The organism is Streptomyces sp. NPDC002787 (genome assembly GCF_053592095.1).
Genome location: NZ_JBSFVC010000024.1, coordinates 62,794 through 77,622, shown reverse-complemented (window position 1 = coordinate 77,622; position 14,829 = coordinate 62,794). Strand labels below are relative to the sequence as shown.

Below are 14,829 nucleotides of genomic sequence, written 5' to 3'. Positions count from 1 at the left end.
CCAGCCCCGCAGGCGCCGCCCGGAGTCGGGGCCCCCCGCCGTCCTGCTGAGCTGCCACCCGCCCACACCACACTGATCTGCGTGGCCCTACCGGGCCTCGCGATCTCCACGGAACAGGGCCAGCTGACCGGCAACGGACTGGAGGGCTTCTATCGCGCGGGGCGACGCATGCTCTCGCGCTGCCAAGTGCGGGTGGCCGGACGGGAGCCGCTCGCCGTGCAGGCGAGGATGGTCACTGCGGACCGAGCCCGGTTCATGGGGACGCTGCGCACGGCCGGCGGCGCGGGGCCGGACCCGGACGTCATGGTCGAGCGCACGCGGTACGCGGACGGCACCGAGCGGATTACTCTGCACAGCACGGCCCGACGCCCGCTGCGCCTGCCCGTGGAGGTGTCGCTGGGTACGGATCTCGCGGAATTGGGCGCCGTCGCCTCCGGCAGCGCCGGCCCGGAACTGCCCGCGAGCGTCCATGACTCCGGCCTCCGCTGGTCCTGCGCCCATGGGCACTCGACCGTGACCGCCAACCCTCCGCCTGCCGACGCCCTGGCTTCCGCAGGGCTGCTGCGCTGGGAGGTGGACCTCCCGCCCGGCGGCACCCGGAGCGTGGAGCTGCGGGTACGCCCGGACGGCGCGGGGCCCATCAGACCGGTGGGACGGGTCGCGACGAGCCCTCTCGCCCAGGCCCGGGCCGCGGGCGACGACCCGGCGGTTCAGGCCCTGCTGCACACCTGCCTGGAGGACCTAGAGGCCCTGCTGCTGCGCGATCCGAAGAACCCGGCCGACACCCATCTCGCGGCGGGCGCGCCCTGGCGCTGCGGTATGGCTCCCGTCGACGCGCTGGTCGCGGCCCGGATGACACTGCCGCTCGGCACGCGCCTCGCCGGAGGCACCCTGCGCACCCTCGCCCGCACCCAACTCGCGGGCCCGGCGATACAGTCCGGAATGATCCCCGGCCCGAGGCGGGACGCGGGCCCGCATCTGCCCCCGGGCTGCACCGGCACCGAGGCGACCCTCCTGTTCCCCGTGCTCCTCGCGGAGGCCCGGCGATGGGGACTGCCCGAGCAGGAGACCGAGGAACTGCTGCCCACCGCCGAGCGCTGTCTGCGGTGGCTGCGCGCCGCTGTCGGAAGCGGCGGGTATCTGCCCGACCCTCGCCCCGGCGGGCCCCTCCGTTGCGAGACCCAGGCACACGCCCACCGGGCCGCGCTGCTGGGGGCCGATCTTCTCGACGCGTACGGCCGACCGGGCGGGGCCGAGTTGAGGGACTGGGCGAGAGAGCTGCGGACCCGGTTCGGGGCGGACTTCTGGGTCGAGGACCGGGGCGGCGGCAGACCTGCGGCCGCCCGCACCCCGGACGGGCGGGTCGTGCCGCACCTGGGCGTCGGAGCCGCCCACCTCCTTGACACCGGGCTGCTGGGAGCGGGGGAGCAGGCCTCGGGACTTCTCGACAAGGTGCGAACCGAACAGCTCGCACGGCTGCTCGGTGGGCCCGCCATGGACTCGGGGTGGGGGCTGCGGAGCCTGGGCGTGAAGGAAGTGGCCTACAACCCGTTCGGCCATCGCGGCGGCGCCGTACGTGTGCAGGAGACAGCCATCGCGGTCGCGGGGCTGGCAGCGGCCGGATACGAGAAGGAGGCGAGTGCGCTGCTGCGGGGGGTGCTGGCGGCGGCGGAGAGCTTCGGCCATCGGCTTCCCGAGATGTACGCGGGGGAGCAGCGCACGGCAGGGGGCGCCCCGCTGCCGCACCCGGCCGCCTGCAGACCGGCCGCGACGGCGGCGGCCGCAGGGGTGCTGCTGCTCACCACCCTTGTCGGGATCCGCCCCGACGCCCCCGCCGGGACGGTGACACTGCGGCCGGTGCGCAGTGCGCCGCTGGGTGAGATCGGCCTGACGGGACTGCGCGTCGCGGGCGCACCTTTCGCCGTACGCGTCAGCAGGCTGGGACTCGCCATGGTCGAGGAGGCGGCCGAAGGGCTGCAGTTGGGGGTGTGACCTCCTGCGACGGGGGATGAGGGGGTGATCGGCAATGCCACGTCCACGAGGGGTGGTCGGCTCATGAGGTCGGTGTCGGACAGAAGTGGATCAAGTGGGGAAGCGACTCCGAAGGGAGTGTTTATCGTCAGGCAGACGACTATGATCACGGCATGCCCTACGACCCGTCGGACTACCCGCCCTTCGCCGTCACCGTGGACCTGGTCGTGCTGACCGTCCGTCGTCACGCACTCTGCGCGCTGACGGTACGGCGGGGCGAACAGCCGTTCCAGGGGCGGTGGGCGTTGCCCGGCGGCTTCGTGCGGCCGGACGAGGATCTGTCGCAGGCCGCGGCCAGGGAGCTCGCCGAGGAAACCGGGCTGACCGCCCACGAACCCTCCGAGCCCGCGCAGGACAACGGTGCCCACCTCGAGCAGCTGGCGACCTACGGCGACCCGAAGCGTGACCCACGGATGAGGGTCGTCAGCGTCGCCCACCTGGCCCTCGCCCCGGACCTGCCCGCTCCTCGCCCCGGCGGTGACGCGAACAGCGCACGCTGGGCGCCCGTCGAGGAGTTGCTGGAGCAGGGAGGATACGGGCGTGAGGGCGAACCGGCGGCGCCGCTGGCCTTCGACCACGCGCAGATCCTCGCGGACGGGGTGGAGCGGGCCCGTTCCAAGATCGAGTACTCCTCGCTGGCCACGGCGTTCTGCCCGCCGGAGTTCACGGTCGGCGAGCTGCGACGCGTCTACGAGGCGGTGTGGGGCGTGGCACTGGATCCGCGCAATTTCCATCGCAAGGTGACAGGGACGCCAGGCTTCCTCGTGCCCACCGGCGGCACCACCACGCGGCAGGGTGGCCGCCCCGCCCAGCTCTTCAGGGCCGGCGGCGCCACCCTCCTCAACCCGCCGATGCTGCGCCCCGAGGTCTGACAGCGCGCAGCCGGGGCCCCGTCCGTCGCTGCCGGCACGGTCCGCAGGGCGGTGGTTCGCCGGCTTTGGTTCCGCGGCCCGAGCGGTCTGGGCAAGGACACAGGACCGAGGCGTACATCCGCCATCGGTGCGAAGCTAGTCCGGTGGCTGGGAAGCCGCCCTCGAAGTCGGCCTCAAGGTGCCCGAAAAAACGGACATACCACGCTATCTTGCTTCGGGTGATCCAGGCCATCGGATTGACCAGCACCCCCCGCAAGGAGCTTCCGCCCGCCGTCGACGACGTGTCCTTCGAGGCGCACTCCGGCTGCGTCACCGCACTCCTCGGCACCCCGGGGGCGGGTAAGTCGACAGCGCTGAGGCTCATGCTCGAACTGCAAAAGGGCCGTGGAGTCGCCTACTTCAGAGGCCGCCCCCTGCACCGCATCGCCCACCCCACACGAGAAGTGGGCGTACTGCTCGGCGACGTGCCCGGCCACCCGGCCCGCACGGTCCGCGGGCATCTGCGCATGCTGTGCGCGGCCGCTGGGCTGCCCGCCCGGCGCGCCGACGAAGTCCTGGAGGTCGTGGGCCTGGTCAGCCTCCGGGACGCGCGGCTGAACACGCTCTCGCGGGGCATGGACCGCCGCCTCGGGCTGGGCTGCGCCCTGCTGTCCGACCCCCACACCCTCGTCCTGGACAACCCTGCCGGCGGGCTGGCGGTCCGTGAAGGGCGGTGGCTGCACGGCATCATGCGGGCACACGCCGAACGGGGCGGCACGGTCCTGTTCACCACCGGCGACCCCAAGGAGGCCGCACGGACCGCCGACCGGGTCCTCACCCTCGAACAGGGCAGGCTCGTCGCCGACCAGCAGGTCGCCGACTTCGCCCGCACCAGGCTCCGGCCCCGGGTCGCCGTCCGCACCCCGCACGCTGCCCGCCTCGGCGCCCTGCTCACCAAGGAGGCCCGGACCGCACGGCGTTCCGTGGAGATCGTGCGGGAGGGCGGCAATCGGCTCTCGGTGTACGGCAGTACGTGCGCCGAGATCGGCGAGACCGCCTTCCGGCACGGCATCCTCGTACACCAACTCGCGGACGAGATCGGGGACATGGGGCCCACGCCGCCGATGTCTCCGTCGGCCGTCGAAGGGGCCGTGATGCCGGCCGAGAGCCCTCGTGACCCGGTCCAGGAGGCTCAGGGCCTGACCGAGCGGCATCGGATGCCTACCGGTGATCCTCAGCCGACCGTGACCGGACCACGGAGACCGCCCGGCGGCGCACCGGAGGTCGATTCGGAGCCACCGGCCGGCCTCGAGATTCGTGCTCATGCCATGCTGCACGCCGACGCGGCACTTCACGCCGACCTGGAGCTTCGTGCTGAGGCCGAGCCTCATGCGGCCCCCGAGCTTCGTGATCACAGCGCGTCCGGCCTTCGCACTGACTCCGAGCCTCACAGCGCGTCCGGCCTTCGCACTGACTCCGAGCCTCACAGCGCGTCCGGCCTTCGCACTGACTCCGAGCCTCACACCGCGTCCGGCCTTCGTGATCACTCCGAGCCTCACACCGACCCCGAGACCTCTGCGCACCCGGGCCCGGGCCAGACCCCGCCGTCCGACGCGGCCCCGCTGCCTTCGCTCCCACCCCCGATCACCGTCCGCCGGGCGCCGAGCCCGTTGCGGCCGTTGCGCTACGAGCTACGTAGGGCCGGAGGGGTCGGCACCGCGTATGTCACTGCGGCCGCAGTGCTTGTCACCTCCGCTCTCCTGTCCGTGCTGCTGGCGAGGATCGGGCACACCCCACAACCGCGGCTGCTGGCCGCGTGGCCGAGGGAACTGCCGCTGCCGCCCACCGCGATCGGCGCGGGACTGCTCGGCGCGATCTCCTTCGGCGACGAGTTCCGCCACCCCGCCCTGGCTGCGGACCGCGGCACCGTCCCGCGCCGGCTGGGGCTGCTCGTCGCGAAGCTCCTCGTCGCGGCGGCCACCGCGCTGCTGCTGGCCGTTCTCACCGTGGGCTGCGACCTCGAAGTGCTCTACCTCGTCTACGGACCGGAACTGATCTCGGTTCCCGCCGACTGGCTCTCGCTCGGCGCGAGTTGGACGGGCCTCGTCGTGGGATGCGCTTGGGCGGGAGTGCTCGCGGCGGGGGTCTTCCGGTCCACGTCCGCCGGGCTCGCGGCGGTGGTCGCCGTGCCCCTGCTCGTCGTACCCCTGGTGCAGAAGGTGCTGGAGGGGCCGACCGTGCGCAGTGCGGTCGGGTTCCCGATGCGGCTGCGTGAGCTTGTGCTGATGCAGTGGCCGTTCGGGGGAGAGCGCTATCTGGAGGCCGTGGCGCGGGCGATCGCCCAACCCGTGGGCGGGGCACTCCTGTTGTCGCTGACCACGCTGCTGGGCGCCTATCTGCTCACGAACCTGCGCAGCAGGGTCAGGTGATGATCGTCGTCATCCATTCGTGCTCACCGTCCGTGCTCGCCCGCTGGCGCAATGCGTACAACTCCTTGTAGAACGCCCATTTCTTTCCGATAAGGCGTCAATTGCGACGGGGTGAGCGATCACCCTTTCGTGTGCTTTTCACCAAAGACCTCAAGGGAGTTGAGAACGCAGCCGACAAAGGATGCGTGAGTACCCTTGCGCACACCATGATGACCGCCGCCCGCTCCGCCGACTCCGGCCTCACCGGACCGGGCGAACTCGACCGCTACCCGTTCGCCGAGCCCCCGGGTGTCGACCGCGTCGGCCTCCCCGCCTGGGACGGTGCGGACCCCGAGCTGGGGCGCGTGGGCCGACGCGCCGCCGGGAGTCGCGGACGCGGGCTGCACGGCCAACTCGTCCAACAGCTCGGCCAGATGATCGTCTCGGGTGACCTGGGCGCGGACCGCCCCCTCGTGCCCGAGGAGATCGGTCAGCGCTTCGAGGTCTCCCGCACCGTCGTCCGTGAATCCCTGCGTGTCCTGGAAGCGAAGGGCCTGGTCAGCGCCCGCCCCAACGTCGGCACGCGCGTGCGGCCGGTCAGCGACTGGAACCTCCTCGACCCGGACATCATCGAATGGCGGGCCTTCGGCCCCCAGCGCGACGACCAGCGGCGCGAGCTCAGCGAGCTGCGCTGGACGATCGAGCCGCTCGCCGCCCGCCTCGCCGCCGGGCACGGCCGCGACGACGTCCAGCAGCGTCTCGGCGACATGGTCGAGCTCATGGGTCACGCCATGGCCCAGGGCGACCCGCTGACCTTCTCGCGCGCGGACGCCGAGTTCCACTCGCTGCTCATCCAGCTCGCGGGCAACCGCATGCTGGAGCACCTCTCCGGGATCGTCTCGGCGGCCCTGCAGGTGTCCGGCGGTCCGGCAACGGGCTGTGACCGGCCGGGCGAGTCGACGCTGGTACACCATGCCCGGATCGTCGACGCCCTGGCCGCGGGCGACGGAGGGGCGGCCGAGGCGGCCATGCGTCAACTGCTCACCGTCCATCCCGAGGTGGAGCGCGTGGTGCCCGCGCCGCGCGAGCACTGAGGGCGCTGACAGCGAGACGCTGAGGTCGAGACGCTGAGGTCGAGACAAGGGCGGCCAGGCCTGGACGCGAGTCCTGCCGCGGCGTCGCCCCGACCGGCGAACCCGTGCCGCCGGGCCCCATCGGATCCTCCTGGGATTCGGCGGGGTCCGGCGGCGCGACGGACCGCCGGCGCCGGCCGGGACGCGACGGGAGCGGTGATCCCGGCGCGACAGGCGGCCAGGGGAGGGCGGCCGATCTGGGTGGGGAGGGTGATCCGCAATGAAGAGTTCGTTCGGGAATCGTCCGGGTACCCGTCCAAACAGAATCGGTTGTGGCCTTGATCGATTACCTCTGGCAGTGTCTGACCGCTTTTGAGTGCTTACGGGGTGTGACTCGGGCCACGCAGATTGGGCGTAACGCTCGCGGGAAACAGCGCGATGACCTAAGAGGTGACAGCCGCGGAGGGAATACGGACGCCGTTCACGGCGCTGTGCATCTTCCCGGCCCCCGCCCGCACCGTCGGCCCATTCCCAAGCCGGTGGTCGGCTCCTGTCCACAGTGGACGGGGCCGGAAGCCGTTTTCCAACGTTCCGAGAGGTTGTTCGTGTCGGCCAGCACATCCCGTACGCTCCCGCCGGAGATCGCCGAGTCCGTCTCTGTCATGGCGCTCATTGAGCGGGGAAAGGCTGAGGGGCAGATCGCCGGCGACGATGTGCGTCGGGCCTTCGAAGCTGACCAGATTCCGGCCACTCAGTGGAAGAACGTACTGCGCAGCCTCAACCAGATCCTCGAGGAAGAGGGTGTGACGCTGATGGTCAGTGCCGCGGAGCCAAAGCGCACCCGAAAGAGCGTCGCAGCGAAGAGTCCGGCCAAGCGCACCGCCACCAAGACGGTCGCGGCGAAGACGGTGACCACCAAGAAGGCCACCGCCGAAGCCGCCCCCGCGGTGCCCACGACCGACGCCTCCGCCGAGGACGCCGCACCCGCCAAGAAGGCCGCCGCCAAGAAGGCGGTTGCCAAGAAGGCGGCCCCTGCCAAGAAGACCGTCGCCACCAAGAAGACGGCGGCCAAGAAGACCACGGCCAAGAAGGACGACGTCGAGCTCATCGAGGAAGAGGTCCTCGAGGAGACGCCGGGCGGCAAGCCCGGTGAGGAGCCCGAGGGCACCGAGAGCGCCGGTTTCGTGCTGTCCGACGAGGACGAGGACGACGCGCCCGCCCAGCAGGTCGCCGCCGCCGGCGCCACCGCCGACCCGGTCAAGGACTACCTCAAGCAGATCGGCAAGGTCCCCCTGCTCAACGCCGAGCAGGAGGTCGAGCTCGCCAAGCGCATCGAGGCCGGTCTGTTCGCCGAGGACAAGCTGGCCAACGCCGACAAGCTCGCCCCCAAGCTCAAGCGCGAGCTGGAGATCATCGCCGAGGACGGCCGCCGCGCCAAGAACCACCTCCTGGAAGCCAACCTCCGTCTGGTGGTCTCCCTGGCCAAGCGCTACACCGGCCGCGGCATGCTGTTCCTGGACCTTATCCAGGAGGGCAACCTCGGTCTGATCCGCGCGGTCGAGAAGTTCGACTACACCAAGGGCTACAAGTTCTCCACGTACGCCACCTGGTGGATCCGTCAGGCGATCACCCGCGCCATGGCCGACCAGGCCCGCACCATCCGTATCCCGGTGCACATGGTCGAGGTCATCAACAAGCTCGCGCGCGTGCAGCGTCAGATGCTCCAGGACCTGGGCCGCGAGCCCACCCCGGAGGAGCTGGCCAAGGAGCTCGACATGACCCCGGAGAAGGTCATCGAGGTCCAGAAGTACGGCCGTGAGCCCATCTCCCTGCACACCCCGCTGGGCGAGGACGGCGACAGCGAGTTCGGTGACCTCATCGAGGACTCCGAGGCCGTCGTCCCGGCCGACGCGGTCAGCTTCACACTCCTGCAGGAGCAGCTGCACTCCGTCCTCGACACGCTCTCCGAGCGCGAGGCGGGCGTCGTCTCCATGCGCTTCGGTCTCACCGACGGTCAGCCGAAGACCCTCGACGAGATCGGCAAGGTGTACGGCGTCACGCGTGAGCGCATCCGCCAGATCGAGTCCAAGACGATGTCGAAGCTGCGCCACCCGTCCCGCTCGCAGGTCCTGCGCGACTACCTGGACTAGGTAGCCGCTCCGCCCGCGCGGTCGGTCACGAAGGCCCGGTTCCCCCGAAGGGGGCCGGGCCTTCGGCGTGTGTGCGGCATGCGGAAGGCGATCGGGTAGATCACTCTGGGTGTGCCACCCAAGTCCCAGAGTGAGGAGCGCGCATGCGTCGATCCTTCGCCCGACTTCTGGCCCTCGCGGCCACCACGGCCGTCATACCGCTGGCGTCACCGCCACCGGCGACGGCCGAGGTCGTCATCGGCGGTCATCCGGTCGAGATCTCCCAGGCGCCCTGGACGGTGGCGCTCTCCAGCCGTGACCGGTTCGGGGGTACGCGGGCCGGGCAGTTCTGCGGCGGTGTCGCGGTCGGCCGTACGACCGTCCTGACGGCCGCCCACTGCCTCAGCGAGGACGTGCTGGGAGGGTCCCCGGAACGCCTCCCCGATCTGAGGGTCGTCGCGGGCCGAGCTGAGCTCCAGTCCACCGAAGGCATGGAGATCCCGGTGAGCGGCACCTGGGTCGACCCGGGCTACGACGCCTATACGAATGCCGGGGACTTCGCGGTGGTCACCCTGGCCTCGCCGCTGCCCGAGAGCTCCGTCATCGGGTTGGCGGGGGAGGGCGACACGGCGTACGTGCCGGGCACGTCGGCCGCGGTCTACGGCTGGGGGGACATGACCGGCGCCGGCGACTATGCGCAGAGCCTGCGGGCCGCGCCGGTGAAGGTGCTGGCGGACGCCGTCTGTGAGAGGGCCTACCCGGGCAGTGCGGAAGGCAGATACCAGTCCGGCTCCATGGTGTGCGCCGGGGAGCAGAACGGCGGCCGGGACGCCTGCCAGGGGGACAGCGGAGGGCCGCTGGTCGCCCAGGGGAAGCTGATCGGGCTGGTGTCGTGGGGCAGCGGTTGTGGGCTCGCGGGGAGCCCCGGCGTCTACACCAAGGGCTCGTATGTGGCCCGGGTGCTGGCGGCGAGCCGCTGAAGGCTCACTGACGCGCTGTGCGCGTCCGGTGTGGCAATGGCGTGTGCGGCACGAGAGCGGGCGGCCACCCCGTGTGTACGGGAGTGGCCGCCCGGTCACCGGCCTCGAGCCGGTGGCGGCTCGTCGTAGGTGCGAAGCGTCAGCGCTCGTCCTCTTCTGCGGTGGCGGGAGCGGCCGTGAGCCGCTCCGTCTCGTCCTGTATCTCCGCGGCGATCTTCTTGAGCTCCGGCTCGAACTTGCGGCCGTGGTGGGCGCAGAACAGCAGCTCTCCACCGCTCAGCAGGACGACGCGCAGGTAGGCCTGGGCGCCGCAGCGGTCGCATCGGTCAGCGGCCGTCAGCGGGGTCGCGGGGGTCAGAACAGTAGTCACGTCGCCTCTTCTCTAGCTCGACGAGCTGTCGTACCAGGGTCAACATCCAACCAGGCCGAAAACGTTCCCGCTCGCGGCTTTAACTCGAAAAAATCTTTCCGGGCCGGCTGTCTGCTGCCGGTTGGCGGCGAATGAGCCGTAGTGCGTGTCTTCGTGTCGTACGGGTTCGCGCTGTCTGTCGGTGGTCGCTCGGTGGTTCTGGTGGTTGTTCTTTCGGTTGTACGGTCCTCCCGGCTGGGTTGCCGGTTGTTCATGAGGACGTGCCCGGAGCCTAAATGGTTCATGCCTCGAAGGGAACGTGATATGTACTTCACCCCATCGAGGGATCGAACATGCATGCGACCGTGGACTACTGTGAGTTTCCGGCGAGGGTGGCGGTACAACGGCTCTACCAGGCCTCGGTACCCTCGGACCGGCAAGAGAGCCTGGCCCCTTACCCAAATGGGCCTCACCTGAAATTCAGCGAGGAGCGAACCGCGTGACCGCCGACACGTCCGTGCCGTCCACAGCGCTGCTGACCGGAGCAGACCGGGACGGCTCCAACTACACCGCGCGGCACCTGCTCGTCCTCGAGGGGCTCGAGGCCGTGCGGAAGCGCCCCGGCATGTACATCGGCTCGACCGACAGTCGAGGCCTGATGCACTGCCTCTGGGAGATCATCGACAACTCCGTGGACGAGGCCCTCGGTGGTTACTGCGACCACATCGAGGTGATCCTCCACGACGACGCCTCCGTCGAGGTGCGGGACAACGGCCGCGGCATCCCGGTCGACGTCGAGCCCAAGACCGGCCTGTCCGGCGTCGAGGTCGTCATGACCAAGCTGCACGCCGGCGGCAAGTTCGGCGGCGGCTCGTACGCCGCCTCCGGCGGTCTGCACGGCGTGGGCGCCTCCGTGGTGAACGCGCTCTCCGCCCGACTGGACGTAGAGGTCGACCGCAACAGCGGCACGCACGCCATCAGCTTCCGGCGCGGTGTGCCGGGCGCTTTCGCGGGCAACGGCCCGGACGCCAAGTTCGAGGCGAGCAGCGGCCTGCGCAAGACCAAGCGGATCCCCAAGACGCGCACCGGCACGCGCGTGCGCTACTGGGCCGACCGCCAGATCTTCCTCAAGGACGCCAAGCTCTCGCTGGAGCACCTGCATCAGCGTGCCCGCCAGACCGCCTTCCTCGTGCCCGGCCTGACGATCGTCGTCCGTGACGAGTTCGGTCTCGGTGAGGGCGGCAGCAAGGGTGAGGAGTCGTTCCGCTTCGACGGCGGCATCAGCGAGTTCTGCGAGTACCTGGCCTCCGACAAGCCCGTCTGCGATGTCCTCCGCTTCTCCGGTCAGGGCACCTTCAGGGAGACCGTGCCCGTCCTGGACGAGCACGGCCAGATGACACCCACCCAGGTCACCCGTGAGCTCGGCGTCGACGTCGCCATGCGCTGGGGCACCGGCTACGACACGACCCTCAAGTCGTTCGTGAACATCATCGCCACGCCCAAGGGCGGCACCCATGTCGCGGGCTTCGAGCAGGCCGTGGCATCCACGATGAACGAGGTGCTGCGCGCCAAGAAGCTGCTGCGCGTCGCCGAGGACGACATCGTCAAGGACGACGCCCTGGAGGGCCTCACCGCCGTCGTCACCGTGCGTCTCGCCGAGCCGCAGTTCGAGGGCCAGACCAAGGAGGTCCTCGGTACGTCGGCGGCCCGCCGCATCGTGGCGCAGGTCATCTCCAGGGAGCTCAAGGCGTTCCTCACCTCCACCAAGCGGGACGCCGCCGCCCAGGCGCGGGTCGTCATGGAGAAGGCCGTCGCGGCCGCCCGTACGCGTATCGCCGCACGTCAGCACAAGGACGCACAGCGTCGCAAGACGGCCCTGGAGTCCTCTTCCCTGCCTGCCAAGCTCGCTGACTGCCGCAGTGACGACGTGGAGCGCAGTGAGCTGTTCATCGTCGAGGGCGACTCGGCGCTCGGTACGGCGAAGCTCGCGCGGAACTCCGAGTTCCAGGCGCTGCTGCCGATCCGGGGCAAGATCCTCAACGTCCAGAAGTCGTCCGTGACCGACATGCTCAAGAACGCGGAGTGCGGCGCGATCATCCAGGTCATAGGGGCGGGGTCCGGCCGTACGTTCGATATCGACGCGGCCCGCTACGGCAAGATCATCATGATGACCGACGCCGACGTGGACGGCTCGCACATCCGCTGTCTGCTGCTCACGCTCTTCCAGCGCTATATGCGGCCCATGGTCGAGGCGGGACGTGTCTTCGCCGCCGTGCCGCCGCTGCACCGGATCGAGCTGGTCCAGCCCAAGAAGGGGCAGGACAAGTACGTCTACACGTACTCGGACCGCGAGCTGCGCGACAAGCTGCTGGAGTTCCAGAGCAAGGGCGTCCGGTACAAGGACTCCATCCAGCGCTACAAGGGCCTCGGCGAGATGGACGCGGACCAGCTGGCGGAGACGACCATGGATCCGCGACACCGGACGTTGCGGCGGATCAACCTGTCGGACCTCGAGGCGGCCGAGCAGGTCTTCGACCTGCTGATGGGGAACGACGTGGCGCCCCGCAAGGAGTTCATCTCCAGCTCGGCGGCGACGCTGGACCGGTCGCGCATCGACGCGTAGCCACTGCGCCGGGCTCCGGCCGGGCGCTTTGGGCCGAGGGGTGGGTCGGGGGTGCGCCCCCTACTCGCCGTACGGCCGGCCCGCCGTCGGGGTGCGCGCCCCGCGCGGCGGCTCCCTCGGCCCGTACGCGGTCCGGGTGGGTGTCTTCTGCCTCATCGGCGGGAGGCCTGCCGGGGTTCACCTGAAGGGGTGAAGAATTGTGAAGAGGTGCGTCGGGGGTCTTTCCGCTCTGTCCATGCTTGGGCATGCAGTCAAGCACCGGCCGTCCCCGCCGACGCGGGGACGGTTCTGAGAGCCCGGTTGAGCAGCAGGCGGGGCGTGGCCTCGCCGGCGCGGACGTGCGGTACGACGACCCCTGGTACGACGCGCTGGCCTCCGGCTGGGGGGAGTTGGACGGCACGGGCGGGCCCGCCCCGGTCCTTGCCGACGCGCGGGAGAGCCGGAGCGGGGGCGCGGCGGACGTCTATCTGGAGGTCCAGCGGAGTGCGGCCTTTCAGGAGGTGCGCAGCCGGTACCGCAGGTTCGTGATCCCGGGCGTCGCCCTCTTCTTCAGCTGGTACGTCGGGTACGTCGTGACGGCGACCACGGCCCCGGGACTCATGGCTCGGCCGGTGGCGGGCGCGGTGAACGTGGCGATGCTGGCGGGCCTCGGGCAGTTCCTCACGACGTTCCTGTTCACCTGGGCGTACGCACGGCACGCGAGGTTGCGCCGGGACCGGGCCGCGCTCGATCTGCGCTGGGACACCCAGGAGTTGACGCGCGGTGTCGGAGGGGGCGAGCGGTGACCGCCGACCATCAGACGCCGGCGCTGCTGCTGTTCAGCGCGTTCGTGGCGGTCACGCTGGGGATCACGACGTGGGTGAGCCGTAACCGGCATGGTTCGGCGGAGGAGTTCTACGCTGGCGGGCGGCTGTTCTCGCCGATGGAGAATGGTTTTGCCATCGCGGGCGACTACATGTCCGCCGCTTCCTTCCTCGGCATCTCCGGGCTCATCGCCCTCTTCGGGTACGACGGGCTGCTCTACTCGGTGGGCTTCCTGGTCGCCTGGCTCGTGGTGCTGTTCCTGGTGGCCGAACTGGTGCGCAACTGCGGGCGGTTCACCCTCGCCGACGTGGTCGCGGCGCGGATGAGCGAGCGGCCGGTGCGGATCGCTGCGGGAACTTCCTCGGTGACCGTGTCCGTTCTGTATCTGGTGGCGCAGATGGTGGGAGCGGGCACCCTCGTGGCGCTGCTGCTGGGAGGCGAGGGCGAGGCGGCGCGGGCCTGGACGGTCATCGGGGTCGGCGCGCTGATGGTCGTCTATGTGTCGTTGGGAGGGATGCGGGCCACCACCTGGATTCAGATCGTGAAAGCGGTCCTGCTCATGGGCGGGGCGATCGCGCTGACGGTGCTCGTACTGGTCCGGTTCCACGGGAACTTCGACCAGCTGCTGCGGACGGCGGCCGAGCGCAGCGGACACGGCGACGCGTTCCTCGCGCCTGGGCTGAAATACGGCGGTGACTGGATCGCGCGCTTCGACTTCATCAGCCTCGGTCTCGCCCTGGTGCTGGGCACAGCCGGGCTGCCGCACATCCTTTCGCGTTTCTACACGGTGCCCACCGCGCGGGCCGCCCGTCGCTCGGTGGTCTGGGCGATCGGGCTCATCGGCGGCTTCTACCTGATGACGATCGTGCTGGGCTTCGGCGCGGCCGCGATCGTGGGCCCGGAGGCCGTACGAGGGTCCAACGCGGCAGGAAACACGGCGGTGCCCCTGCTGGCCCTCGATCTGGGCGGTGGCGCGGACTCCACTGGCGGAACGGTTCTGTTCGCGATCGTCGCCGCCATCGCCTTCGCCACGATTCTCGCGGTCGTCGCCGGCATCACCCTCGCCTCGTCGGCGTCCGTCGCCCACGACCTGTACGCGTCGCTGAGGCGCAGGCGTTCGAAGCCACACAGCGAGGTGGCCGTCGCGCGGACCGCCGCCGTCGGTATCGGCATGGTCGCGATCGCGCTGGGGCTGCTCGCCCGGGACCTGAACGTGGCCTTCCTCGTCGGTCTCGCCTTCGCGGTCGCCGCCTCCGCCAATCTCCCCGTGCTGCTGTACTCGCTGTTCTGGCGAGGCTTCACCACACGAGGCGCGGTGTGGTCGGTGTACGGCGGCCTCGTCCCCTCCGTGGTCCTTGTGCTGCTCTCGCCCGTGGTGTCGGGAAGCCCCGACTCGCTGTTCCCCGGCGTCGACTTCCAGTACTTCCCCCTGGAGAACCCGGGCCTCGTCTCCATCCCCCTGGGCTTTCTCGCGGGCTGGCTCGGCACGGTCACCTCGGCCGAGCCGCCGGACGAGGCGAAGCACGCGGAGACCGAGGTGCGGTCGCTGACGGGGGCCGGGGCGGTGTGACGGGTGGGGGG

General features: G+C 70.5%; 10 protein-coding genes. 9 read left to right on the top strand and 1 reads right to left on the bottom strand.

The annotated features are described in order from the left end of the window. Positions 1–81: 81 nt before the first annotated feature. The 6 genes from ACWD26_RS30470 to ACWD26_RS30445 all read left to right on the top strand — a co-directional run bounded on the left by ACWD26_RS30470 (position 82) and on the right by ACWD26_RS30445 (position 9,472). Positions 82–1,992 carry a glycogen debranching N-terminal domain-containing protein gene (locus tag ACWD26_RS30470; protein ID WP_451275171.1) on the top strand — a complete coding sequence of 637 codons (1,911 nt, stop codon included), beginning with the start codon at positions 82–84 and terminating at the stop codon, positions 1,990–1,992. Positions 1,993–2,144: 152 nt separating this feature from the next. Beyond that, positions 2,145–2,903, top strand: a complete 759-nt coding sequence (locus tag ACWD26_RS30465) for an NUDIX hydrolase (protein WP_451275170.1) — start codon at positions 2,145–2,147, stop codon at positions 2,901–2,903. A gap of 218 nt (positions 2,904–3,121) precedes the next feature. Then, positions 3,122–5,311 (top strand): ATP-binding cassette domain-containing protein, encoded by a 2,190-nt coding sequence (locus tag ACWD26_RS30460; RefSeq protein WP_451275169.1) that lies wholly within the window; start codon positions 3,122–3,124, stop codon positions 5,309–5,311. Positions 5,312–5,496: 185 nt separating this feature from the next. Further along, positions 5,497–6,384: a FadR/GntR family transcriptional regulator gene (locus ACWD26_RS30455; RefSeq protein WP_451275168.1), complete on the top strand. Its 888-nt coding sequence runs from the start codon at positions 5,497–5,499 to the stop codon at positions 6,382–6,384. A 584-nt stretch (positions 6,385–6,968) separates the two neighbouring features. Beyond that, on the top strand, positions 6,969–8,513 hold the full coding sequence (locus ACWD26_RS30450; protein WP_451275167.1) for an RNA polymerase sigma factor: 1,545 nt from the start codon (positions 6,969–6,971) through the stop codon (positions 8,511–8,513). Positions 8,514–8,656: 143 nt separating this feature from the next. Continuing rightward, on the top strand, positions 8,657–9,472 hold the full coding sequence (locus ACWD26_RS30445) for a S1 family peptidase (protein ID WP_451275166.1): 816 nt from the start codon (positions 8,657–8,659) through the stop codon (positions 9,470–9,472). Positions 9,473–9,611: 139 nt separating this feature from the next. On the opposite strand, the gene ACWD26_RS30440 is transcribed toward ACWD26_RS30445, so the two are convergent. Further along, complete coding sequence (locus tag ACWD26_RS30440; protein ID WP_013000244.1) at positions 9,612–9,842, bottom strand: DUF7455 domain-containing protein; 231 nt, start codon at positions 9,840–9,842, stop codon at positions 9,612–9,614. A 478-nt stretch (positions 9,843–10,320) separates the two neighbouring features. On the opposite strand from ACWD26_RS30440, the gene ACWD26_RS30435 reads away from it, so the two are divergent. From ACWD26_RS30435 to ACWD26_RS30425, 3 genes are all read left to right on the top strand, one after another. Then, positions 10,321–12,444, top strand: coding sequence for a DNA gyrase/topoisomerase IV subunit B (locus ACWD26_RS30435; RefSeq protein ID WP_451275165.1), 2,124 nt, complete (start codon positions 10,321–10,323; stop codon positions 12,442–12,444). Between the two features lie 245 nt (positions 12,445–12,689). Continuing rightward, positions 12,690–13,229 carry a DUF485 domain-containing protein gene (locus ACWD26_RS30430; RefSeq protein ID WP_451275164.1) on the top strand — a complete coding sequence of 180 codons (540 nt, stop codon included), beginning with the start codon at positions 12,690–12,692 and terminating at the stop codon, positions 13,227–13,229. After that, positions 13,226–14,818, top strand: coding sequence for a solute symporter family protein (locus ACWD26_RS30425; RefSeq protein ID WP_451275163.1), 1,593 nt, complete (start codon positions 13,226–13,228; stop codon positions 14,816–14,818). The genes ACWD26_RS30430 and ACWD26_RS30425 overlap by 4 nt, the downstream gene beginning before the upstream one ends. The last annotated feature ends 11 nt before the right edge of the window (positions 14,819–14,829 follow it).

What these genes read in the sequence shown, in the direction of transcription:
- ACWD26_RS30465 (WP_451275170.1), top strand. Translation starts at nt 2,145, where the DNA reads ATGCCCTACGACCCGTCGGACTACCCGCCCTTCGCCGTCACCGTGGAC.
- ACWD26_RS30430 (WP_451275164.1), top strand. Translation starts at nt 12,690, where the DNA reads ATGCAGTCAAGCACCGGCCGTCCCCGCCGACGCGGGGACGGTTCTGAG.
- ACWD26_RS30445 (WP_451275166.1), top strand. Translation starts at nt 8,657, where the DNA reads ATGCGTCGATCCTTCGCCCGACTTCTGGCCCTCGCGGCCACCACGGCC.